Origin of the sequence: Archangium lansingense, from assembly GCF_026626635.1 — a bacterium.
Classification (GTDB): domain Bacteria; phylum Myxococcota; class Myxococcia; order Myxococcales; family Myxococcaceae; genus Archangium; species Archangium lansingense.
In genome coordinates this window covers 2,848,412-2,871,915 of sequence record NZ_JAPNKA010000001.1, presented here as the reverse complement: position 1 = coordinate 2,871,915, position 23,504 = coordinate 2,848,412, and the positions used below count along the sequence as shown (strand labels likewise).

Genomic DNA, 23,504 nt, shown 5'->3' with positions numbered 1-23,504 from the left:
CCCGGCGGAGCTTCGAGGAGGCTGTCTACCCAGCGTCGGACAGTGACTCCGGTTTGCCCGAGACCACCTGCCGCAGCACCGCTCGGAAACCGGAGGGATAGGACTCATCGCGCTCCAGGAGCGCGTTCACGCGGGTCCCCGAGAAGAGGTAGCAGGACTCTCCCTCGGGCAGCCTCCCCGTCCGGCATACCTGCGCCAACACCGCCGCGCGGTCGCGCAGATACGTGAGCGCCGTTCGCACAGTGAGCTCCTCACCGCGCAGGCCTCGCGTCCAGGGCTCCGGCTCCACGGGCTCGAGCGCCGCCACTCGCTCCAGCCAGTGCAGCCACGCCTGGGCCTCCTGCTTCTGCCCCGCCTTCAGGAGGTGTTGATGCCAGTACACCGCCAGATACTCGGGGCTGTTCCAGTACGGGCGAAGGGCCTCGTAGCGGTTCCCTCGCTCGGCGCCATCCAACCAGTAGGGCGTGGCAATCGAGCCCACCAGAACATCTCCTCCGAATCGCGGTGGCTGTGTCTCCGCGAGGAGCTCGTGCAGCCTCGCCCACACGCGCTCTGGCGTCCCCACGAGGGCGCGAGCTTCTGGGGGTGGAAGCGGCACGGAGCGAGCAGCGGCCCGGGCGGCCTCGATCCCGCCCCTGTCCACGCCTCCGCCGGCTGCGCCATCGCGACGAGGCCACGCCGCGAGCGCGAGCACTCCGGGCGTGCGACCCCAGACCTCCAGGCGCCGTGCTCGATCCGGTACGGGCAGCGGAAGCGCCGGCTCCAGAGAGGGCAACATCCGTCCCTCGATCAGCCCGGCCCGCTCGGAGACGAAGTACACCGTGTCCCCATCCACAGCGCCCAGGTTCTCCAGCGCCACCAGTTCCAACCCCGCATAGGGCGGCTCCATCCGAGCCGCGATCGTCCGGTGCTTCTCGCGGTAGATGAGGCTCAGCGTCTCGCCGTACCAGCGCATGAACAGGAGCCGGCAGCCAAAGTAGGGGTTGTACGTCGGCACCTCGAGACGGGTGAGCCGCTGGCCTCGCCAGGCCACGTGCAGGTCGATGCTCACCGGCACGTACCCGCTCTGCGGTACGCCAGACTGCTGCTCGATCCAGGCCACCCGCCCGGTCTCCGGGTCCACCATGCCACCGAGCACCTCGAGGCTCGCGCCGGCGGGAAGCCGCTGCATCGTCCCGAAGCTGATGGCCTCGGCTCGCTCGCCGTGGCGCTCCTCGTAGGGAGTGTCCTGCCCCAGCGCCCGGCCAATCGCCGCCAGCAACGCCAGGTGCTCCGCATCGGATGTATCGGCCGTCATCGAGCCCTCGTCTCTTCGCCGACGTTATGCGAACGGTCCCCGGGCGAGAGGCTCATCTCCGCGGACACATCCGGCCGGATGGACCGCCGCATGGGCATCGCGACGGCCATCCTCCTGTGCGCCATCAAGGGCCGTCAGCGGGGCTGAGGCCCTCGCGGCCCACCGGGTGGCCTACTGCTCGCGCAGGATGAGCAGCCCGCGCCAGGAGTCCGCCACGTAGATGTACCCATCGCCGGGGACGCGGAGGCTGAAGGTCCCGGCGAAGTAGAGCCCCGGGTCCGAATCCAGCTCGCGCCAGGTGTTGTAGTACGCCACCTGGGTGGGCTGGGTGGGGTTGGAGACGTCCAGCACGCGCACGCCCTCCTGGTACCAGGCGACGTAGAGCTTCTTGCCCACCAACACCATGTTGTGGATGGAGATCTCCGGGCGGAGCCGGAACGAGCCGATCTTCACGATGTTCGCGGGGTCCGTGACGTCGAGCACGCGCAGGTGCTCGCCCGGGCCCTCACCGCCCTCGAAGGCGAGGGTGCGGCCCGCGAAGGTGCCCACCGCGTTGGCGTGGCTGTACTGCTCGGGGTATGTGAACTCGCCGAGCGTCCGGATGTCGTTAGGGTTGCTCACGTCCGCCACCATGTAGCCGCGGGTGGCGAAGTTGACGTAGAGCCGGTCCCCCTTGGCGAACATGTCGTGCGGCAGCCCGGGGTACGGCGCGTAGCGGTTGAGCTCGACGGGCTCCAGGGGCGTGGTGATGTCGAAGATCAGGACTCCCGAGGAGGACGCGGCGTAGAGGCGATTGCCCTCGGCGAAGACGGTGTGGACGTTGATGTTGCCGCCGGGCAGTTTGCGCAGCAGCTGCGGGTCCGCTGGAGTGCTGATGTCGAAGACGAGCACGCCCCTGCTTGCGCTGGCCACGTAGAGCGCGTCCCCCTTGGCCCACACACCATTCCAGAAGTTGTCGGTCTCCAGTTGGATCGTCTTCACCTTCACGAGCGCGGATGGATTGCCGACGTCGAAGACGGTGAGGCCGCCGGCCCTGCCCAGCTCGACGGCGGACACCACGTAGGCGTGGCCCTTGGTGACGTAGACGTCCACCGGGGCACCAATGGCCACGGGGTTCTCGGAGACGAGCTCCAGCCCCGAGGCCTCGGACTCTCCATCGCGCCACTTCAGCCGTCTGGCCTGGAAGGTCTCCGTCAGGAGGACCCTCCCGTTGCGGCAGAAGGCGCTGCAGCCGGTGAAGCCAGGGGCCTGGGGCGCCTCGCAGGTGGCGAGCAGCGTGCCGATCGTGCCGCCATCCGCGAAGGTGCGGGTGGAGGAGTAGAAGCGGGCGTTGCCGTCCCTTGCCTCCAGGGTGATGGGCTCGGCGTTGAGGTACTGGGTGCCGCCGTCACTCTTGAGGACGAGGCCGGCGGTGAAGAAGTAGGGGGGCTCGTCCGAGGAGCGGGTGGTCAGCATGTACTGGCCCTCGATCCCCGCGTTCGCGAGCGAGCCCGTGTTGCATGCCGAGAGGTCGAAGATGCTGAAGTCGGTGCAGGAGCTACCGTGGGGGGTGGTGGTGAAGGTGCAGGGCGCGAACGGACCCGTGTCCGTCCACGTGTTGCCCGTCTCCTCGAGCGGCACGTAGCCGCCATCCCACTCGTAGCCCGTGCCAGCGTCCGGAGTGGAGGCGTCCGGCGAGTCCGGCGTGGACGGTGGACAGCCGAGCAGCGCGGCGACGCAGACGAGCAGGGGGGTCCAGGTGAGGCGATTCCAGGTCATGCAGGCAGCTCCCGTGCGAAGAGGGGCTCGCATGCTCCGGAAGGCCCGCCTCCCCGCGCAAACGGAGGGCTCCACCGGGCAAGTGTCAACCCGGGCGGATTGAAGCCAGATGCGAAGCCTTCAGCAGGACTTCACGGGAGGCGTCGGCCCGGGTCACGGGCGCGTCGGGCTCGAAAAGCAAGGGGCCGCCCCCCTCTCGGGAGACGGCCCCTCGGTACTTCAGGCACGCAAGGCTCGGACTACTTCACGGCCTTCACGCGCTGGCGCTTCTCGGAGGGCTCGGCGGGAGCCTCCTCAACCGGAGCCGCGGCGGGCGCAGCCGGCTTGCCGATGCCGTACTTCTCCATCACCTGCCGCTCCACCTCCACGCGCACCTCGGGGTGGTCGCGCAGGTAGTCCTTCGCGTTCTCACGGCCCTGGCCGATCCGCTCGCCCTTGAAGGAGAACCAGCTTCCGCTCTTCTCGACGATGCCGTCGTTGGACGCCAGGTCGATGAGGTCTCCCTCCTTCGAGATACCCGTGCCGTACATGATGTCGAACTCGACCTCCTTGAATGGAGGCATTACCTTCTCGACGCCCCATGACGGGATGATTTCGTGAACGAGTGCAGACAACACACTTCTCGAAATCAAGTCAGAACAATATCAACCTCACCTTGCTTGATTCCGTGATCGCCGAACAAGTGCGTTTGAGTGGGGCGCAAGAATGGCCGCTCCGTGAGTCTGAGCTTCTTTCGCGGAAAGGCGTTTCTCAAAGCGTCCATGGTCGTTTCAAACGTCTCCGGTCGCCTACTTGTCCTAACATAAACAGAAGCGGAGCGCATCAGAATTTCAGACGAGCCCAAGAATACGGAAAATAGCAGTTTTCTGTAAGCCTCAAAATTCTCGAAACGATTCTGATGCACGCCACTACTAGGCTGCCTAGCTGGGGTTGTTGATCCACCAAGCAGCCAAAGCCGAAGCCACTGGTCGTAGTGGTAATTTGTAACTGCAAAGTATGGCGGCGACGTAAAAAGCAACCTTGCTCGTCGCATTTTGCTGCAACGAACTTCTCCAATCAATTTTGGAAGCAACTCGACACTGTCGCCCAACAAGACCCTGCTTTCCGTTCTAGAGGGAATTCCCTTTGCATAGCGCCAAGAAAGCCGACTTATGAGAAACTTTGCAGGATCTATCCGTGGCGGACTCAAGCGCCTTTCAGTCCACCATTTCAGAGCATAGTCTGGAGCCATTGCCTTTGCTTGGTGGAGCTGATTCGACAAGGCAGTTCCCTTTTTACCATGCAAATGAACCAACAATAGGGCCATGGCGGTCCAATCGGTCGCTCGACTCTTCCAACACAACTCCGTTCGCGCAGCCAAAAGGTAGCGCCGCACATCCACGCTGAAGCATTTATGAAAGAACGGAGGAAGGGTCTTGGCTGCTGCACCATAGCTGACAGAACTCTCCCTAAGCTCCAAATAGCGGCGAGAAACCTCCTCACAAGAGGCTGGATGAAGCTTGGCTTGCGAGTAGATCCATCCTACTGGGTTAATCTCAACCCCTACGCCGATTCTTGATTGCGCTGTAGCACTAAATACTGCAGTCCCTCTTCCTGCGAATGGATCAAAAACCAGATCTCCTGAGCTGGTATATTGAGCAATCACTGCATCCGCAAACTGAGAGGGAAACATCGCATAGTAGGGACCTATGCCCGCCCATCGAGCCTCTGCAGTTTTATATGTCTTAGCTGACGCCTCCATTGCCATGGTCGCGGAACGTGTGTCTACCTCAAACGCTCAGCAGTCTCCGCTCTTTTCTATACAATTCAAAACGCCTAACCAGAATTTTAAACCGCTCTCGAAGGCTGCTCTGATCATTAGTATTGCGGCTCAGAGTCTCGTACTTCGAGAGTTCCTCGTCCGCACTATTCCCCTGACGAACTTGTTCCTTGTTTTCATCTCGTTGGCCTTGAAACTCAGCCAGAAATGCGCGAAGGATTTTCCCATCGACTGACGAATAGTGTCGGAAGAACCAATAATAGACAACAACGGGTCCTTCAGAGGACAGAAGCGGATCCTTTTCTGAGAATGCATGAACCATCCGGTTCATATTATCTACAACTCGCTCCTCGGCCCTCTCTAGCTCTGTCGGGTTTGCCTCAGCTCGCGCAGCAAGTCGCTCTGGCTTATGAATCAGCTTGTCCAGTTGGGCCTTTTTAGTATCTGCAAAATCGCCCAGAAACTCGATCAGAAGTAACTTCGCTGCCACGTTGCGATCTTGGGCTCGAGCCGTCTTGAAACTTACGCACGCGGTCAATAGCCGGTGACTGGACAGGCGCCTTACAATCTCAGAGCCTGGGCCCGGCATAGCATTGCGAATTTCGGCGCCAGTTAGAGGCTTACTGCTGTTGAGCCTCACGAACAAGTCGTTGATTCTGGCTGCCTCATCAGAAATCACGCTCATTGTTGTGATATTAAAATTCTCAAACTTACTGGCAATCTTCGGGTACTGCATCTTCAGTTCTTTATATGTAAAACCACCGAGATCAACATCAGGCTGGTCTTCCAGCAAGAAGTCTTTCGCCAAAGGCAATGTGCCATCGAAGAATTCGAATATCGACTCAAGACGCTGGCGCCCATCAATGACCGCATATGGCTTCCTACTAAGATTCAGCGACGTGTTCGTGTACGTAAAATCTGCTATATAAATCTTAGGCAGATCAAACCCATTCAATATTGAATCAATCAAGTACGCCTTTTGCTTGGCTTTCCAGACACCTCCTCGGCGCTGGTAGGGCGGGTTCATATCAATATTTTCCCGCTCATCATTCCACCACGCAAGGGTGCGAGCTTCGAAGGGCCGTATCTTGAACATAGATTCAAACCTGGAATCCGGAGTACCGCTTCAATTCCTTGGCCAACCCATCAAGATCTGGGAATATTACCGAGTCGGTAATACCTATCTTAGCGAGGGAAGAGCGGAGCGAAAGAATCGTACCACTTGGAATCACTACCCTTGTCAGCACATCGCTGTGAGCCTTGATTCTAGCGTGGCTTTCCTCCATAGGAGTTACTTCTTTGCCAAACACAGTGAAGGCTCCACGCTGAGCCACTATTCTTGGGCTATTATGCGTTCCGTACAGAGCAACCGGCTCATTGGGTATGAGGTCTACATCTACATTCTCTGACCGAGGCATATAGCCCTTCAAATGCTCGTCTGTCCCAGACAAGATTCCGCGTTTATACGATAGGTGATTTAGCGCACTTCTGTTCCACGCGACCGGGTCCAAAACCCACACTGCTGCATCATCTGTCGGCGTATTGCTATTCGCGGGCGGAGAAGTCAGTGCGAAGAACAATGCGATGTGAGGATTTTCGGTCCAGTCAAGAAGACGAGTCGGGACTCCGAAGTGCTGCATAAGGAAAAGGTAGTCCCATGGCTCATGCACGGCTCTGGTGAGATAAGGAACAGAGCGTTGCTTGAAGCGCCGAAGCAGCTCAACCTCCATTGCGATGATGCTATTGACATCCTTCTTGGTGGGATGCCTGTAAAGCGAGGGAATAAGAGTGTGTTTGCAGGTTCCACAACCTCGATACCAAAGACCCTGCTCAGAGAACTGGCTCACCTTCTCAACCAGCTCAGAATATTCCCCCAGCGTAGTAATGGTTTTGACCGAATACGAGGGGGCTGGCGCTACAGTAGCAGGGGCTGGCGCTACAGTAGCAGGGGCTGGCGGTGCACTACTGGGGGGCGAACTGGCCGACATGCAGCAATTGTCGGATGCATGTAGTGCTCATTCAAGAGGTAATAGAGGGCTCTAAGCATCCCCCCAAGCGGGAAAGGGGGGATGAGGCAGAAAGACCCGGAGAGCCCGGGTCCTTGATACTAATGTAGCGAACTAGGTTAGCTCACGAGCCTTTGGCAACACATTCTAGCGCTAGAACACCTTGCGAGCCCCGCCGATGTAATGGTAGGCCCCGAAGAGCTACCAAAAGTAAGGGGCCGCCCCCCTCTCGGGAGACGGCCCCTGGGTACTTCAGGCACACAAGGCTCGGACTACTTCACGGCCTTCACGCGCTGGCGCTTCTCGGAGGGCTCGGCGGGAGCCTCCTCGGCCGGAGCCGCGGCGGGCGCAGCCGGCTTGCCGATGCCGTACTTCTCCATCACCTGCCGCTCCACCTCCACGCGCACCTCGGGGTGGTCGCGCAGGTAGTCCTTCGCGTTCTCACGGCCCTGGCCGATCCGCTCGCCCTTGAAGGAGAACCAGCTTCCGCTCTTCTCGACGATGCCGTCGTTGGACGCCAGGTCGATGAGGTCTCCCTCCTTCGAGATACCCGTGCCGTACATGATGTCGAACTCGACCTCCTTGAACGGAGGCGCCACCTTGTTCTTCACCACCTTCACGCGGGTGCGGCTGCCCACCACGTTCTCGCCATTCTTGATGGCGCCCACGCGACGGATGTCCAGGCGCTGCGACGCGTAGAACTTCAGCGCGTTACCGCCCGTCGTCGTCTCGGGGTTGCCGAACATCACGCCAATCTTCATACGAATCTGGTTGATGAAGATGACGCACGTCTGGCTCTTGCTGATGGTACCGGTCAGCTTGCGCAGCGCCTGGCTCATCAGTCGGGCCTGCACACCCATGTGCGCATCGCCCATCTCGCCCTCGAGCTCGGCCTTCGGCACCAGCGCCGCCACCGAGTCCACCACCAGCACGTCGATGGCGCCCGAGCGCACCAGCATCTCGGCGATCTCCAGCGCCTGCTCGCCCGTGTCCGGCTGGCTCAGCAGCAGGTCATCGGTGCGCACACCCAGCTTGCGCGCGTAGCCGATGTCCAGCGCGTGCTCGGCGTCGATGTAGCCGGCCACGCCGCCGCGCTTCTGCGCCTCGGCCACGATGTGAAGGCAGAGGGTCGTCTTACCGGAAGACTCCGGCCCGTAGATTTCAACGATGCGGCCCTTCGGCACACCGCCCACGCCCAGCGCGATGTCGAGCGAGACGCTTCCCGTCGAAATGGCCTGAACATCCCGGACCAGCGGCTCCTCGTTTCCGAGCCGCATGATGGACCCCTTACCGAACTGGCGCTCCACAGCGGACATCGCCAGTTCGATCGCCTTCTCCTTCTCTGGATTCACGGCCATTTCGTCTTGCTCCTTGCGTATGCGGCGAGCCACCCCGGCCCACCTGAACCCGCGTTTAGTATCGCGTAAGGATGACCCTAGTCCATCCCTCTGACATGACCCACGGCGTTCAGCGCCGAGGCAGCATGAGGAGCAGCCAGGCCAACAGTCCAGCCACCCCGCTGAGGGCTCCGTAGTAACCGCCGAAGACACCCAGGTATAGCTGAACGAGCGACAGGACGAGCAGCCCCAGCAGGCCCGCCCGCTTCGACGCCGAGCGTTCAGGGCCCAACACCCCCGGCACCAGGGTCATCAGCATCAGCCCCATGAGGAGGGTGAGGGGCAGCACCGACCCCCGGAGGGGCTCTCCCATCAGGGAGGGGAGCACCCACTGGGCGACGATGCCCGCCACCAGGACCGTCCCGGCCATCGTGGGCGCCCACGGGGAGACCTGGGCGTCCCCGGTCTCGTCGCGCAGCCAGGCCAGGTCCTCCGGGCGAACCTCCAGTGCGTAGGGGAAGCCGAACTTCGTCAGCGCCTCGATGGCCGCGGCCCGGCACGTGCGGCCCCCTGCCTCCTCCAGCCCCGCGAGCTGGCCGTCCTCCAGGAGCTGATGGAGCAGGTCCGCCGCCTCCCGCGAGCCCCTTCCAGCCGCCAGTGCGTCCAGCGCCTGGTTCAGCTTCCCCGCCACCAGCGCGCGCTCGGCCTCGGTGGCCGCCGCCCGCCCCTCCTGCACGAGGGCGAGTACCTGTCCCGGCGCCGGCTCGGGCACGGCGAGGCTGGCCGGCTCCTCCCAGGGAGCCAGGGAGGGCAGCTCCGCGCTCCCTTCTTCCCCTGGCTCGCCCTCACGGGAACCGGAGCCGGGCGGGCGTGTGTGGGTGGTGCTGGACACGGCCGGGACTGTAACGGCCGGCTCCCCTCCCCTTCAAAGCCTCCCGGCGCTCCCTCCTTAATAGAGCTTCCGCCAGCCGACGCCGGGGCCACCCCGACGCCTTCCGGGCGACACCTCCCCGTCCGCCCGAAGAGATGTGGGCCCTCATCCCACCTCCAAAGGAGACGTAGGTGGGGGCTCCAGTAGGCTCGGCGCGAAATTGCCCCGCAACGATTTCTGGGGTCCCGGGTTGGACGAGAGCGTGGAAGCGGACTCGGACGCACAGATGATGCTGAAGGTGGCGGCGGGCGACCGGCGGGCATTCGCGCTGCTGTTCGACCGGTACCACGTGAGCGTGGCGCGCTTCGCGTTGCGCTTCGTCGGAGACCGGGAGCGGGCCGAGGAGCTGACGCAAGACATCTTCGTGAAGCTGTACCGCAATGCGAAGAGCTACAAGCCGTCGGCGAAGTTCAAGACGTTCCTCTTCCGCGTGGCCACCAACCACTGCCTCAACGAGGTGCGGCGAGGAGAGTACCGGGTGGAGCACACCTCGACGGAGGCGGAGGCGGAAGAGGGCGGGCTGGAGGTGGCGGGAGGAGAAGGAGACAGGCCGGACCAGGCGCTGGCGGGGCGAGAGCTGGAGCGAGCGGTGGGCGAGGCGCTGAAGGCGATGAGCGAGCGGGAGCGGGCGGCCTTCACCATGTGCCGCTTCGAGGGAATGGCGTACCGGGACATCGCGGAGGCGCTGGAGGCGAGTGAGGCGGCGGTGAAGAGCCTCATCCACCGGGCAACGCTGACGGTGGCGCGCAAGGTGGAGGAACTGCAGACGGGCTCCGTGCCCGCGAGGAGCAGGGCATGAGTTGTCCATTCGAGGAAGACCTGACGGCGTACGTCGACGGGGAGCTGCCGCCCGCGCGACGCGCCGAGGTGGAGGCGCACCTGGGAGGCTGCGCGGGGTGCCAGGGGACGGAGGCACTGCTGCGGCGCACGGTGGCGCGAATGGCGGAGCTGCCCGAGTTCACGCCCTCGCCGTCCACGCGGCGCGAGGTGCTGGCGAAGATCGACGCGCTGCCGCCGACCCTGGGCGAGCGGCTGAGGGCGCTGCTGAAGCCCTCGGTGCTGGTGCCGGCGGCGGGACTGGCGGCGGTGGCGGGGTTGGCGCTCTACACCACTGCTCCGAGCGAACCCGCCCTGGACGAGGCGGACGCGGGCACGCTGGAGCTGGCGATGAATCTGGAAGTGGTCGAGGACTACGACGTCGTCGGCCTGGAGAATGGCGAAGACCTGGAGGTGATTGCGAACCTCCATGAGCTGGAGGTGCAGTGATGATGGGCCGGAGCAACCTGGCACGAACGGGCATGCTGGTGGCGCTGCTCCTGGGCGGAGCGGGTCGAGCGCAGGAGCCCCAGCAGCCGGAGCCCCCGAAGCAGCAGGAGCCGCAGCGGCCCCAGACGGCGGCCGAGCGCTTCCAGCAGCTCTCCCCCGAGCAGAAGGAAGCCCTGCGGGCGAAGCTGCGCGAGCTCAAGGCGATGCCGCCGGAGGAGCGCGAGCGCATCAAGGGCAACCTGGAGCGCTGGAGGCAGATGCCGCAGGAGGAGCGCGAGCGCGTCCGGGCCAACCTGCGCGAGTTCCAGCGGCTGACGCCCGAGGAGCGCAACCAACTGCGCGAGCGCTTCCGCGAGTTCCGTGGGATGAGCCCCGAGCGCAAGGCGGAGGTGCGCCAGCGGGTGCGGGCGTACCTGCGCGCGCACCCGGAGCGGCGCGAGCAGATGATGGAGAACATGCGCCGCTGGCGGCAGATGACGCCCGAGCAGCGCGAGCAGATGCGCGAGCGGATGCGCGAGAGGCGGCGGCGATGAGTTGGCGCCACGCGCTGCTGCTGGCCGCCGTCCTGGCCTCCGGAACGGCCGCGGCCGCCGAGCCCCCACCTCCGCCCCCCAAGCAACCCCCTCCTCCCACGAGCCAGAAGGCCCCGGCCCCCCGGGACACGACGCCGGAGCTGTCCGAGGAGGACAAGGAGGTGGTGGAGAATCTCGAACTGTTGGAGAGCATGGACGCGGTGGAGGACCTGGACCTGCTGCTGGAGTTGAGCCAAGAGGAGTAGACTGGCGCACCGTGCAGCCTGCCCCGTCCAAGACCGTGGAAATCCCCTCGCGCCGCTTCGGGCGCTACGTGCTCCGCTCGCGCCTGGGCTCGGGGGGTATGGCGGAGGTGTTCCTCGGAGAGGCGAAGGACGAAAAGGGGACTCCCTTCAAGGTGGCGCTGAAGCTGATGCGCAAGGACGTCGCCGCCGAGTCCTTCGCCGACGAGGCGGATTTGATGGGCCTGCTGGAGCACCCCAACCTGGTGCGCCGGCTGGAGATTGGCGAGGCCTTCGGGCGCTACTTCATCGCCATGGAGTTCCTGGTAGGCGGAGACCTGGAGGGGCTGCTCCAGGCACACCACCGGCAGGGGCAGAGCATCCCGGTGGCGGCGGGTGTCCACGTGTGCACCGAGGTGCTGCGGGCGCTGGCCTACTTCCACCAGGCGCGCACGCGCAGCGGCCGGCCTTTGGAGCTCGTCCATGGGGACGTGAATCCCTCCAACATCTTCTTCTCCGGACAGTGCGAGGTGAAGCTCGGCGACTTCGGAGTGGCCAAGGCGCGTGGGCTGGACCTGGGCCCCGAGGACGGAGTGACGGCGGGCAAGCTGCACTACCTGTCGCCGGAGCAGACGCGCGGGGACTCGGTGACGCTGGCCTCGGATCTCTTCTCGATGGGCATCGTCCTGCACGAGCTGGTGCTGGGCGTCCACCCCTTCGAGCGCGACAGCGACGACCCCGAGGTGGTGATGGCGGCCATCCGCGCGGCGAAGCTGAGCCTGCCGGACACGCTGGACAAGCGGCTCGCGGCCATCGTGCGCAAGTCCCTGGCACCGGATGTGAACCAGCGCTACCGCACGGCGGGCGAGTTCGCGGGAGCACTGCTGGCCTGGGCGCTGGACACGGGCCAGCCCTTCAGCCCGCGCGAGGTGCAGGCCAGCCTTCAGCAGGCGCTCTCTCTAGCACTGTGGGAACGAGAGAAGAGCAACCCAAGGTAGTCCAGAAGCGAGACCGCACGAAGGACAACGAATGGTCCGAGGGCGGCGGTACTGATCCTTTGACAGCCCGCGGGGCCCCCCTTACGGTGGCGCGCGTCGCTGGTGCCCGAGTCTCGGCTCGGGCTTGAAAGGGAATCCGGTTTGAATCCGGAGCTGCCCCGCAGCGGTAAGCGAGAACGAACCCGTCCACACACACTGGCCGAGAGGCTGGGAAGGGGACGGTAGTAGGAGCCGGCGATGAGCCGGGGGCTCGCGAGCCCGAAGACCTGCCAGCACCTGCCTCTGGGAGAAATCCGGGGCGGATCGACCTGGACGCCTCGTGGGGAGGCGGGAGGTTCCGTGCGTCACGGGTTCCCCGTGGACGCTCGGCCCGTCCCCTCTCCTCCTGTGGTGCTCCAGTCGCCCGAGGGGGCGAGGGTCGGCCTGGCGAGTCATCGCATGTCGCGCTCGCGACACAGGCAGACCTTTTCCTCCGCGGTTCCACGTGGTCGCGAACGGAGGAGGAGGAGCATGCTGAACGGAACCCACACCACGTCCACGCCGCCCACCACCATGAGGGTGCGCAAGCGCAGCGGGGAGCTTGAAGGCGCGGACCTGAACAAGATCGTCCGGGCAATCAGCCGCTGTTGCGACGGGCTGCGCCAGGTCGATGCCATCCGCGTGGCGACGAAGACGATCGCCGGACTCTATGACGGTGCCTCGACGCAGGAGCTCGACCAGCTCTCCATTCAGACCGCGGCCTCGCTGACGCTGGAGGAGCCCGAGTACGCCAGGCTCGCGGCACGGCTGCTCGCGACGTACATCGACAAGGAGGTCTCCGGGCAGGAGATCCACTCCTTCTCGCAGTCGATCGCCGCTGCCCACCGGGTTGGCCTCGTGAACGAGCGCGTGGCTCGGATGGTCTCGACACATGCGCGCAAGCTGAACGACACGATTGAGCCCTCGCGCAACCGGCTCTTCGAGTACTTCGGGCTGCGGACGGTCTATGACCGCTACCTGCTCAAGCACCCGAAGACGCGCGAGGTGCTCGAGACGCCCCAGCACTTCTTCATGCGCATCGCGGTGGCGCTGGGAGAGACGGTGCCCGAGGCGCTCGAGCTCTACCGACTCTTCTCGATGCTCGAGTACGTGCCGAGCTCCCCCACCCTCTTCAACTCCGGCACGTGCCACGAGCAGCTCTCGTCCTGCTTCCTGCTCGACTCGCCCGGGGACGAGCTGGAGAGCATCTACCAGCGCTACACCGACGTCGCGCTGCTCTCGAAGTTCTCGGGAGGCATTGGCCTCGCGTACCACCGGGTCCGCTCGCGCGGCTCGCTCATCGGGAGCACGAACGGGCACAGCAACGGCATCGTCCCGTGGCTGAAGACGCTGGATGCTTCGGTGGCGGCGGTGAACCAGGGCGGGAAGCGCAAGGGCGCCTGCTGCGTGTACCTGGAGACGTGGCACGCGGACCTGGAGGAGTTCCTGGAGCTGCGCGACAACACCGGCGACGAGGCGCGGCGCACGCACAACCTGAACCTCGCGAACTGGATTCCGGACCTCTTCATGAGGCGCGTGGAGGCGGACGGGTTCTGGTCCCTCTTCGACCCGAAGACGGTGCCGCACCTCACGGACCTCTATGGCGAGGAGTTCGAGCGCGCCTACGAGAGGGCGGAGCAGCAGGGCCTGGCGCTCAAGACGATGAAGGCGCGGGAGCTGTACGCGCGCATGATGCGGACGCTGGCTCAGACCGGGAACGGCTGGATGACGTTCAAGGACAAGTCGAACCGGGCCTGCAACCAGACAGCGCTGCCGGGCCGGGTCGTCCACCTGTCGAATCTCTGCACGGAGATTCTCGAGGTGACGTCGCGGGACGAGACGGCCGTCTGCAACCTCGGCTCCATCAACCTCTCGCGGCACACGTCGGTGGACGAGAGCGGCCGGGTGTCCTTCGACTGGGGCAAGCTCGCGCAGACGGTGCGGACGGCGGTGCGGCAGTTGGATCGGGTGATCGACCTGAACTACTACCCCATCTCCACGGCGAAGGACTCGAACCTCCGCTGGCGCCCGATCGGCCTGGGCATCATGGGCCTGCAGGACGTGTTCTTCCAGATGCGCCTGCCCTTCGACAGCGCCGAGGCCCGGGCCATCTCGCGGAAGATCTCCGAGGAGATCTACTTCCACACCCTCTCCACCTCGGCGGAGCTGGCGGCCGAGCGCGGTGCTCACCCGTCCTTCCCCGAGACGCGGGCCGCACGCGGTGAGCTCCAGTTCGACGCGTGGAACGTCGTCCCCGAGGACACGGCGCGCTGGGACACGCTGCGTACCCGGGTCCGGCAGGTGGGCCTGCGCAACTCGCTGCTGATCGCCATTGCGCCGACGGCGACCATCGCGTCCATCGCGGGCTGCTACGAGTGCATCGAGCCGCAGGTGTCCAACCTCTTCAAGCGCGAGACGCTCTCGGGAGACTTCCTCCAGGTCAACCGCTACCTCGTCGAGGAGCTGAAGACGCTCGGGCGCTGGAACGAGGACATGCGGGCCCGCATCAAGCTCGCCGAGGGCTCCATCCAGTCGCTCGAGGAGATTCCCGCTGACGTGCGGGCCATCTACCGCACGGCGTGGGAGCTGCCCATGCGCTCGCTCATCGACATGGCGGCGGACCGGGGTGCCTTCATCGACCAGAGCCAGTCGCTCAACCTGTTCATGGAGTCGCCGAACATCGGCCAGCTCAGCTCCATGTACATGTACGCGTGGAAGAAGGGGCTGAAGACGACCTACTACCTGCGCTCGCGGCCAGCCACGCGCATCGCGAAGGCCACGGTGGACGCGGCCCGCGGCAACACGGACGTCAAGCCGAACGGCCACGAGGTCCTCCGGGCGGAGCCGAAGCCCACCGACACGGAGGCCGTTGCCTGCTCTCTCGAGAACCCCGAAGCCTGCGAGGCCTGCCAGTGAGTGCCCCCATGAACGAGAGCTGGACCCCGATGAACCTCCCGCCGGTGCACGAGACCTCCAAGGCAGCGCCCAACAAGGCCTCGCACGCGATGCCCAAGACGGGAGCGCGCCTGCTCGATCCGGGCCTGAACCTCACGCTCCGGCCGATGCAGTACCCGGTGTTCTTCGAGATGTACCGCAACGCCATCAAGAACACCTGGACGGTGGAGGAGGTGGACTTCTCGACGGACGTGGGGGACCTGCGCTCGAAGATGACGGCAGCGGACCGTCACCTCATCCAGCGCCTCGTGGCCTTCTTCGCGACGGGCGACTCCATCGTGGCGAACAACCTCGTGCTGAACCTCTACAAGCACGTGAACGCGCCCGAGGCGCGCATGTACCTGTCCCGGCAGCTCTACGAGGAGGCACTGCATGTGCAGTTCTACCTCACGCTGCTCGACACGTACGTGCCGGACCCAGCCGAGCGGGCCACGGCCTTCGCGGCGATCGACACCATCCCGAGCATCCGCAAGAAGGCGGAGTTCTGCTTCAAGTGGATGGACTCCATCGGTGAGCTCGAGCGGCTGGAGACACGGGAGCAGCGGCGCAAGTTCCTCCTGAACCTCATCTGCTTCGCGGCCTGCATCGAGGGGCTCTTCTTCTTCGCGGCCTTCGCCTACGTGTACTTCCTGCGCTCGCGGGGGCTGCTGCACGGACTGGCGGCCGGGACGAACTGGGTCTTCCGCGACGAGAGCGCGCACATGGCCTTCGCCTTCGATGTGGTGAAGACCGTACGCCGCGAGGAGCCCGGCCTCTTCGACGCGGAGATGGAGCGAGAGGTCGTCACCATGCTGGAGGAGGCGGTGGCGTGCGAGCTCCAGTTCGCCGAGGACATCCTGGGGCTGGGGGTCGCCGGGCTCTCGGTGCACGAGATGAGGCAGTACCTGGAGTTCGTCGCCGATCAGCGGCTGGTGATGCTGGACCTGCCGAAGCGCTACGGCGCGAAGAACCCGTTCGGCTTCATGGACCTGCAGGACGTGCAGGAGCTGGCGAACTTCTTCGAGCGCCGCGTCTCGGCGTACCAGGTCGGTGTCGTGGGAGAGGTCACCTTCGACGCGGCCTTCTGACAGCACTCTGAAATGAAAACGCCCGGGGACCTCGCGAAGAGGCCTCCCCGGGCGTGGGAGAGGGCCGGAAGCAGGCCCCCGGGAGCGCGGCGGACTACTCCACCGTCACGCTCTTGGCGAGGTTGCGCGGCTGATCCACGTCGTTCCCGCGCAGATCCGCCACGTGGTAGGCGAGGAGCTGCAGGGGAATCGTGGCCACCACCGGCGCGAGCAGCGCGCTGGCGGCGGGGATGCGGATGACGTGGTCCGCGAGCGAGGCCACGTGCGCGTCATCCTCGTCGATGATCGCGATGACCTTGCCACCGCGCGCCCGCACCTCCTCGATGTTGCCGATGATCTTCTCGTAGGCCACGTGCGGCTGCTTGGGCGCGATGACCACCACCGGCATCTTCTCGTCGATGAGCGCGATAGGACCGTGCTTCATCTCGCCGCCGGCGTAGCCCTCGGCGTGGATGTAGGAGATCTCCTTGAGCTTGAGCGCGCCCTCGAGCGCCACCGGATGCATGGGGCCGCGGCCGAGGAAGAGGAAGTCCTGCGCGTTCATGAACTCACGCGCCACGCGCTTGACCGAGGCCTCGCACTTGAGCACGTCCTCGATCATCTTCGGAATCTCGGTCAGCGCCGTCAGGTGCTCCTGCGCCGCCTTGACGGTGAGCGTGCCGCGCATGCGCCCGAGCTTCACCGCCAGCAGGTAGAGACCCACCAGCTGCGTGGTGAAGGCCTTGGTGGAGGCCACGCCAATCTCAGGGCCCGCGTTGGTGAGGATGGTGATGTCCGCCTCACGCGTCATGGCGCTGCCGATGACGTTGCACAGAGCGAGCGCCGTGGCGCCACGCGCCTTGGCCTCCTTGAAGGCCGCCAGCGTGTCCGCCGTCTCGCCCGACTGGCTGATGGCGATGGCCAGGTGCGAGGGCTCCACGATGGGATCGCGGTAGCGGAACTCACTGGCCAGCTCCACCTCCACCGGCAGGCGCGCCAGGGACTCGATCATCGCCTTGCCAGCAATGCCCGAGTGCCACGAGGTGCCGCACGCCAGGATGGTGATCTTGGTGAGCGCCCGCACCTTCTCCGGGCTCAGGTTCCAGCCCTCGAAGTGCACGTCGCCCTCGGAGAGGAGCATGCGGCCACGCAGCGTGTCCGCCACGGCGCGAGGCTGCTCCATGATCTCCTTGTGCATGAAGTGCTTGTGGCCGCCCTTCTCCGCCATCATCGGCGTCCAGTCGATGCGGCGGGTGGGCCGGTTCACCTTCTGGCCGGTGCGGCCGTAGATGTCCACGTTCGAGGCGGTGATGACAGCCAGGTCACCCTCCTCCATGTAGACGAAGTCGCGCGTGTGCTCGAGCAGCGCCGGCACATCGCTGGCCACGAAGTTCTGACCCTGGCCCAGACCCAGCACCATGGGAGAGGAGTCCTTGGTGCAGACGATCCGGTTCGGGTCGCTGGTGGTCACCACCGCCAGGGCGTAGGTGCCCTTCACCTGGGCGATGGCCGCGCGCACCGCGGCGGGCAGATCCAGGCCGCTCTTGAGCTCATCGGAGATGAGGTGGGCGAAGACCTCGGAGTCCGTCTCGGAGGAGAAGTGGTGCCCCTTGGAGCGCAGCTCCTCCTTGAGGGCCAAGTGGTTCTCGATGATGCCGTTGTGCACCACCGCCACGCCACCATAGGTGTGCGGGTGGGCGTTCTCGTCCGAGGGACGCCCATGCGTGGCCCAGCGCGTGTGGCCGATGCCGATGGTGCCTTGCGGCACGTCTGTCTGGACGCGGGTCTCCAGGTTCTTCAGCTTGCCCGTGGCCCGCACCACGTTCAGGACGTTGCGGTTCATCACCGCCACGCCCGCGGAGTCATACCCCCGGTACTCGAGCTTCTTCAGCCCAGACACCAGAATGGGTGCCGACTCCTTGTCCCCAACGTACCCAACAATGCCGCACATGTTGTCCGTCCTCTCTCACGCCCGAACCCCGGATTGCAAATTCCGGGGGCATCTCCACCCACATCGGGCGACACCTGTCGCCCTGATGACAAGCAAAACTCGGGCCCGTTAGCCCCCGGAGGCCTTGCCCGACTTGGACGGGCCTGCTTCCGCGGACTTGGCCATGCGTGCCTTCTTCCTCTCCACCCAGCCTTCCATGTTGACCTGTGGCGTGCGTGACACAGCGAGGCTCCCAGGAGGCACATCTTTCGTCACCGTGGAGCCCGCGCCGACATACGCACCATCCCCGACTTTCACAGGGGCCACGAGCTGGGTGTCCGAGCCGATGAAGACGCCATCGCCCAGCTCGGTGAGGTGCTTGTTCACCCCGTCGTAATTGCAGGTGATGGTGCCGGCGCCCACGTTGACCCCGGAGCCAATCTTCGCGTCGCCCAGGTAGGCCAGGTGGTTGGCCTTGGAGCCGCGGCCGAGGCGGGCCTTCTTCGTCTCCACGAAGTTGCCCAGGTGCACCTCTTCCGCGAGGTCCGTGCCGGGCCGCAGCCGGGAGAACGGGCCGAGGATGCAGCGCTCGCCCACCCGGGCCTCCTCCAGCACGGTGTACGGCTTGATGGTCGTCCCGTCAGCCACCGAGGAGGCGTGCAGGACGCTGCCCTGTCCGATGGTGACGTTGCGGCCAACCACCGTGGCGCCCGACAGCGTCACCATGGGGGCAAGCTCCGTGTCCGCCCCGATGACCACGCCCTCCTCGATGTACGTGGTGGCCGGGTCCGCCAGGGTGACGCCGTTGCGCATGTGCCAGGTGTTGAGGCGCGCCTGGAGCTCCTTCCCGCGCGCCGCCAGCTCCACCCGGTCGTTCACGCCGGCCGTCTCACCGAACTCGGCGTCGATGGAGCCCACCGGGCCCTGGGCCGCGGCCATCTCCACCAGGTCCGTCAGATAGAACTCGCCCTGCGCGTTCGCGCTGCGAATGTTGGCCAGCGCCTTCCACAGGAAGGAGGACTCCACCAGGTAGATGCCGGCGTTGCACTCACGCACCTGACGCTGCTCGGGCGTGGCGTCCTTGTGCTCGACGATGCGCACCACCTTGCCCATCTCGCGGATGACGCGGCCGTAGCCGGTGGGATCGGCCGGCGAGGTGGACACCAGGGACAGCACGCCGCCGCTCTTCTGGTGCGCGGCGCTCAGTGCCTCGAGCGTCTCGCGGCGCACCAGCGGCACGTCACCGTAGAGAATGAGAACGCGCCCGCTGAAGTCCTTCAGGGACTCTTCCGCTGAGCGCACCGCGTCCGCCGTGCCCCGCTGCTCCTTCTGGAGCGCGAAGCGCAGGGGCGCCGTGGGGAAATGCGAGCGGATGGAGCGCTCCACCTCGCTGGCCTGGTGACCCACCACCGGCACCACGGGAGAGGCGCCCAGTTCCAGCGCTCGCATGAGGGGATAGGCACAGATGGGCTTGCCGAGGATGGGGTGAAGGACCTTGGCCTTCTCCGACTTCATCCGCGTGCCCTTGCCCGCGCACAACACCACCGCCGCCAAAGGAGCTGTCATAAGCGGCGATTACTAGGGACGCGAAAGCGGCGCGTCAACCGCGAGCTGCGGGGCGCGTCGCGCGGATGCCCTCCGGGCGCGCCCTCACTGAGACGGACAGCGTGTTGCTCTGCACGGTGATACCGAACGTCGGTCGGAGGAAGAGCGTTGTCACCGTGGCATCTGGTGAGGTCGACATCGGCTTCATTGTCGTCAGGTTGGCGTTCATGAGTCCCCCGGCATGACCGAGCGTCATGCACAGGATGCCCTCGCCTGTGCCCCGGTCAAACTCCAGGCCGAGCATGCTGGTGTCAGCCGGACACTTCTCAATGATGAAACGATTCGTGGCGAGTCCGGGCGCGCGCCGGGATACTCCAGAACCCGAACCCTGTGAAGCACCTGCTGCACGCCCTGTACGAGGGCCATGCACGTGGAGACGGTAAAGATGCGGGCACACCGGAAGACGTGGTGGAGCGTGGCCTTGTCGCTGCTCGTGGTGGCGATGCCAGCGTGGGCGGCGAGGCCCTACCGAGGCGGAGCGGTGGCCACGGCGCACCCGATGGCGAGCGAGGCCGCGCTGCGGATGCTGGACAAGGGCGGCAACGCGGTGGACGCGGCGGTAGCGGCGGCCTTCACGCTGGCAGTGGTGGGGCCGTACCACTCGGGCCTTGGCGGCGGCGGCTTCGCGCTGGTGCACGACGCGAAGACAAGTGGAACGCAGGTGCTGGACTTCCGCGAGGTGGCGCCCAAGGCAGCCACGCGGGACATGTACCTGAAGGACGGACAGGTGGTGCCAGGGCTGTCCACGGACGGTGCGACCAGTGTGGCGGTGCCCGGTGCAGTGGCCGGCTACCTGGAGCTGCTGGAGAAGCACGGCAAGCTGCCGCGCGCGGTGGTGCTGCAGCCCGCCATTGAAGCCGCGCGCAACGGCTTCTGGGTGTCACCCAAGTACCAGGCACTCGCCACCCTGCGGCGCGACTGCCTGCGGCAGGACCCCGAGGCCGCGCGCATCTTCCTCGCCAAGAACGAGCAGGGCGAGCTGGACGTGCCGCCCATCGGCCACCTCGTGCGTCAGCCGGAGCTGGCCCGCACGCTCCAGACGCTCGCGAAGAGCGGCCCCAAGCCCTTCTACTCGGGCCCCATCGCGCAGGCGATGGTGGACACGGTGAAGGCAGGCGGCGGCGTGCTCTCGCTCGAGGACCTCAAGGACTTCAAGACGCGCGCCCATGCGCCGCTGGAAGGCAGCTACCGCGGCCACCGCATCCTCACCATGCCGCCCCCGAGTGCCGGTGGACTGGCGGTGGTGCAGGTGCTCGGTGCGCTGGAGCGGCTGCGTCCCCAGGGCCTGGAGTTCCGCGAGCCGGAGACGCTCCACCTCTACACCGAGGCGGTGCGCCGCGTGTACGTGGACCGGGTGAAGTACCTGGGCGACCCGGCCTTCGTGAAGATTCCCATGGAGAGCCTCACCTCCTCCGGCTACATCGCGGACCTCGCGGGCAGCATCGACCCGAAGAAGGCCACGCCCAGCGCGTCGCTGCTGCCCCCCGTGGAGGGCGCCAGCGGCTCCACCCTGAAGAAGCCGGACGGCACCTGGTACGACCCCTCCAGCGCGCCGGAGAAGAAGAACACCACGCACATCTCCATCATCGACAAGAACGGCAACGCGGTGGCCCTCACCACCACGGTGAACTACGCCTTCGGCTCGTGCCTGGTGGCCAAGGGCACCGGCATCCTCCTCAATGACGAGATGGACGACTTCGCCGCGCTGCCCGGCGTGCCCAACGCCTACGGACTGGTGACGGGCGAGGCCAACGCCATCGCCCCGGGCAAGGTCCCCCTGTCCTCCATGTCCCCTACCCTCGTCTTCTCCAAGGAGGACCCCAAGAAGGTGATGCTGGCGGTGGGCAGCCCGGGTGGCTCCACCATCCCCACCACCGTCATCCAGGTCATCTCCAACCTCGTGGACCACAAGATGGACGTGGTGCGCGCGGTGGGACAGGGCCGGCTTCACCATCAGTACCTGCCGGATGAGCTGTGGGTGGACCGCTGGGGCCTGGAGGCCGCCACGCAGGCCGCATTGGAGGCCAAGGGTCACAAGATTCGCAGGCAGGAGGCCTGGGGTGACGCCGAGGCCGTTTACAGCGACCCGAAGACGAACCTGCGCTACGCGGCGAGCGATCCCCGCAACGAGGGCGCCGCCCTCGGCCAGGACTGACGGACAGGACCGGACAAGACCGTGGCCACCTCGCTCCTCCAGCTCTTCGACGCGCACCTCCACCCGGAGGCCCTCAGCGACCAGGACCTCGAGTCCATGCGCTTCTTCGGGGTGGAGCGGGCGTTGGTGGTCGCCCACCACCTGCCCGAGCCCACCCCAAAAGCCCTGCGCAAGCACTTCGATGACCTGATGCTCCGGCAGCTTCCTCGCCTGGAGCGCCTGGGCATCCGCGCCTGGGCGGCGCTGGGCGTGCACCCGCGCTGCATCCCCCGCCGCGGCCTGTCCGAGGTGCTCGCGAGCCTCCCCGACTACTTCCGCGGAGGACGCGTGGTGGCCCTGGGCGAGACGGGACTGCACTCAGGCGGCATCGAGGAGGAGGAGGCCTTCCTCGAGCAGCTCGCGCTCGCGCGCCAGCTCAAGCTCAAGGTGCTGGTGCACACCCCGGTGCACGACAAGGAGCGCCATACCCGGCGCATCCTCACCCTGCTGAGGGACTCCGGCGTGCGGCCCTCCCGCGTGCTGGTGGACCACGCCAACGGCCGTACCGTGCGCAACATCCTCGGCTGTGGGCATTGGGCGGGGCTGACGCTGCACCCCGAAGCACTCAAGGCCGAGCGTGCCGTGGCGCTGGTGCGCCGGCTTGGCAGCGAGCGGCTGGTGCTCAACTCCGACGCCGGCGATGGCGCCGGCGACATCCTTGGGCTCGCACGCGTGGCCAACCTGCTGACCAAGGCGAAGCTCTCGGAACGAGTGGTGAAGCGCGTGGCTCATGACAACGCCGCGCGCTTCTACCGGCCTCGTTAGTGAAGCGCGCTGGACTCCTCCGGGTGCAGCGTCAGCCGCTGCGCCTCGTCCAGCCTGGCCTGCACCGGAATGCCCCGATGCCGGTACTGCGCCAGCGAGTCCGCCACTTCGTCCAGCAACAGCTGGTAGCGCTCGTCCAGCTCCACAGCGATCAACATCATCGTCTCGCCCGCGTCCTCGACGCCCGGGCGGTACACCTGGCAACGCTGGAACCGCGCCCAGCGGCCATTCGCCATCTTCACAAGCTCGCCATCGTAAGCCATGCGCAGTCCCCCTTTCGACCGTCCTCGACAGGAAGTCGGGAAGTGAATGGACGCACTGTAAGCACAAATTTTCCGCGCGTCACCCCCCCTGCTGAAAATTCGTGAAAGGCCCCTGATATTGGTCGTTTACCGGACGCTTCCCCTCGAAACAGCCCGCCCCCCCAGCCGAGCGCTGTCCGCTGTGTAAATTTGCTGAGCTGTTAAGTTGTTGATTTCCAATGCTCTGCGTCGTCCGGATGCGTCAACGGGCCAACACACCCAACCTGGGTGGATCAGCCCCGCCCCACCCGGCGGAACACCTCGCACGGGGGTGGTGACGGCGCGCTGCCCGTGAGTCCGGTGGCAAGAGCGAACGCGTTCCCTTACATTGGTTGGAATGAAGTTGACCCAGTTGTTCCGCCGCGACCGGACCATCATCAAGCGCGCGGACGCGCAGGACCAGGCCGAGAAGCTGTTGGCCGAGTCGCTCCGTCTGCTCAGCCAGGTGTGTACCAAGGTCGCGGATCTCATCGAGACCCAGCGGCTGGAGCGCGCTGGCTACTCGAACAACGCCTACCTGAGGCGCGTGGACAACCAGCAGCAAGGGGACGTGGAGCGGAAGAAGGAGTAGAGCTTCGCTCCG

General features: G+C 65.5%; 21 protein-coding genes, 1 pseudogene and 1 riboswitch. Of the genes and pseudogenes, 10 read left to right on the top strand and 12 right to left on the bottom strand.

Translation table 11 applies throughout. The features are described 5' to 3' along the window. Positions 1–25: 25 nt before the first annotated feature. From OV287_RS11410 to OV287_RS11375, 8 genes and pseudogenes are all read right to left on the bottom strand, one after another. Positions 26–1,297, bottom strand: coding sequence for a hypothetical protein (locus OV287_RS11410; RefSeq protein WP_267534048.1), 1,272 nt, complete (start codon positions 1,295–1,297; stop codon positions 26–28). 171 nt (positions 1,298–1,468) lie between these two features. Further along, positions 1,469–3,055, bottom strand: coding sequence for an LVIVD repeat-containing protein (locus tag OV287_RS11405; protein WP_267534047.1), 1,587 nt, complete (start codon positions 3,053–3,055; stop codon positions 1,469–1,471). 239 nt (positions 3,056–3,294) lie between these two features. Next, a pseudogene (locus OV287_RS11400) lies at positions 3,295–3,624 on the bottom strand (recombinase RecA); the annotation flags it as partial. A gap of 59 nt (positions 3,625–3,683) precedes the next feature. Continuing rightward, complete coding sequence (locus tag OV287_RS11395; RefSeq protein ID WP_267534046.1) at positions 3,684–4,802, bottom strand: DNA methyltransferase; 1,119 nt, start codon at positions 4,800–4,802, stop codon at positions 3,684–3,686. Between the two features lie 22 nt (positions 4,803–4,824). Next, positions 4,825–5,910, bottom strand: coding sequence for a DUF262 domain-containing protein (locus OV287_RS11390; RefSeq protein ID WP_267534045.1), 1,086 nt, complete (start codon positions 5,908–5,910; stop codon positions 4,825–4,827). 4 nt (positions 5,911–5,914) lie between these two features. Continuing rightward, positions 5,915–6,661, bottom strand: coding sequence for an FRG domain-containing protein (locus OV287_RS11385; protein WP_267534044.1), 747 nt, complete (start codon positions 6,659–6,661; stop codon positions 5,915–5,917). A 431-nt stretch (positions 6,662–7,092) separates the two neighbouring features. Then, complete coding sequence (gene recA / locus OV287_RS11380) at positions 7,093–8,178, bottom strand: recombinase RecA (RefSeq protein ID WP_267534043.1); 1,086 nt, start codon at positions 8,176–8,178, stop codon at positions 7,093–7,095. Positions 8,179–8,287: 109 nt separating this feature from the next. Beyond that, positions 8,288–9,049, bottom strand: coding sequence for a hypothetical protein (locus OV287_RS11375; protein WP_267534042.1), 762 nt, complete (start codon positions 9,047–9,049; stop codon positions 8,288–8,290). A 199-nt stretch (positions 9,050–9,248) separates the two neighbouring features. Here OV287_RS11375 and OV287_RS11370 point away from each other — a divergent pair, with 199 nt between their 5' ends. From OV287_RS11370 to OV287_RS11340, 7 genes are all read left to right on the top strand, one after another. Further along, positions 9,249–9,887, top strand: a complete 639-nt coding sequence (locus OV287_RS11370; RefSeq protein ID WP_267534041.1) for an RNA polymerase sigma factor — start codon at positions 9,249–9,251, stop codon at positions 9,885–9,887. Continuing rightward, positions 9,884–10,354, top strand: coding sequence for an anti-sigma factor family protein (locus OV287_RS11365; RefSeq protein ID WP_267534040.1), 471 nt, complete (start codon positions 9,884–9,886; stop codon positions 10,352–10,354). Before OV287_RS11370 ends, OV287_RS11365 begins: the two co-directional genes overlap by 4 nt. Further along, complete coding sequence (locus OV287_RS11360) at positions 10,354–10,887, top strand: DUF3106 domain-containing protein (protein WP_267534039.1); 534 nt, start codon at positions 10,354–10,356, stop codon at positions 10,885–10,887. The genes OV287_RS11365 and OV287_RS11360 overlap by 1 nt, the downstream gene beginning before the upstream one ends. Further along, positions 10,884–11,132: a hypothetical protein gene (locus OV287_RS11355; protein WP_267534038.1), complete on the top strand. Its 249-nt coding sequence runs from the start codon at positions 10,884–10,886 to the stop codon at positions 11,130–11,132. The genes OV287_RS11360 and OV287_RS11355 overlap by 4 nt, the downstream gene beginning before the upstream one ends. Before the next feature lie 11 nt (positions 11,133–11,143). Further along, positions 11,144–12,106 carry a serine/threonine-protein kinase gene (locus tag OV287_RS11350; protein WP_267534037.1) on the top strand — a complete coding sequence of 321 codons (963 nt, stop codon included), beginning with the start codon at positions 11,144–11,146 and terminating at the stop codon, positions 12,104–12,106. Between the two features lie 82 nt (positions 12,107–12,188). Further along, positions 12,189–12,394, top strand: a riboswitch (cobalamin riboswitch). Positions 12,395–12,616: 222 nt separating this feature from the next. Then, a complete protein-coding gene (locus OV287_RS11345) occupies positions 12,617–15,040 on the top strand; it encodes a ribonucleoside-diphosphate reductase subunit alpha (protein WP_267534036.1) in 2,424 nt (807 codons plus the stop codon). Between the two features lie 89 nt (positions 15,041–15,129). Continuing rightward, positions 15,130–16,146 carry a ribonucleotide-diphosphate reductase subunit beta gene (locus OV287_RS11340; protein ID WP_267542326.1) on the top strand — a complete coding sequence of 339 codons (1,017 nt, stop codon included), beginning with the start codon at positions 15,130–15,132 and terminating at the stop codon, positions 16,144–16,146. A gap of 94 nt (positions 16,147–16,240) precedes the next feature. Here the strand turns inward: OV287_RS11340 and glmS are convergent, their stop codons facing one another. From glmS to OV287_RS11325, 3 genes are all read right to left on the bottom strand, one after another. Further along, positions 16,241–18,076 carry a glutamine--fructose-6-phosphate transaminase (isomerizing) gene (gene glmS / locus OV287_RS11335; RefSeq protein ID WP_267534035.1) on the bottom strand — a complete coding sequence of 612 codons (1,836 nt, stop codon included), beginning with the start codon at positions 18,074–18,076 and terminating at the stop codon, positions 16,241–16,243. Positions 18,077–18,184: 108 nt separating this feature from the next. Continuing rightward, positions 18,185–19,621, bottom strand: coding sequence for a bifunctional UDP-N-acetylglucosamine diphosphorylase/glucosamine-1-phosphate N-acetyltransferase GlmU (glmU, locus tag OV287_RS11330; RefSeq protein WP_267534034.1), 1,437 nt, complete (start codon positions 19,619–19,621; stop codon positions 18,185–18,187). Between the two features lie 34 nt (positions 19,622–19,655). Continuing rightward, on the bottom strand, positions 19,656–19,904 hold the full coding sequence (locus OV287_RS11325; protein WP_267534033.1) for a hypothetical protein: 249 nt from the start codon (positions 19,902–19,904) through the stop codon (positions 19,656–19,658). A 141-nt stretch (positions 19,905–20,045) separates the two neighbouring features. Here OV287_RS11325 and ggt point away from each other — a divergent pair, with 141 nt between their 5' ends. Next, a complete protein-coding gene (gene ggt / locus OV287_RS11320) occupies positions 20,046–21,815 on the top strand; it encodes a gamma-glutamyltransferase (protein WP_267534032.1) in 1,770 nt (589 codons plus the stop codon). A gap of 21 nt (positions 21,816–21,836) precedes the next feature. Beyond that, complete coding sequence (locus tag OV287_RS11315) at positions 21,837–22,619, top strand: TatD family hydrolase (RefSeq protein ID WP_267534031.1); 783 nt, start codon at positions 21,837–21,839, stop codon at positions 22,617–22,619. Here OV287_RS11315 and OV287_RS11310 read toward each other — a convergent pair. Further along, positions 22,616–22,882, bottom strand: coding sequence for a hypothetical protein (locus OV287_RS11310; RefSeq protein ID WP_267534030.1), 267 nt, complete (start codon positions 22,880–22,882; stop codon positions 22,616–22,618). The genes OV287_RS11315 and OV287_RS11310 overlap by 4 nt on opposite strands. A 376-nt stretch (positions 22,883–23,258) precedes the next feature. On the opposite strand from OV287_RS11310, the gene OV287_RS11305 reads away from it, so the two are divergent. Next, positions 23,259–23,492 carry a hypothetical protein gene (locus OV287_RS11305; RefSeq protein WP_267534029.1) on the top strand — a complete coding sequence of 78 codons (234 nt, stop codon included), beginning with the start codon at positions 23,259–23,261 and terminating at the stop codon, positions 23,490–23,492. Positions 23,493–23,504: the final 12 nt, after the last annotated feature.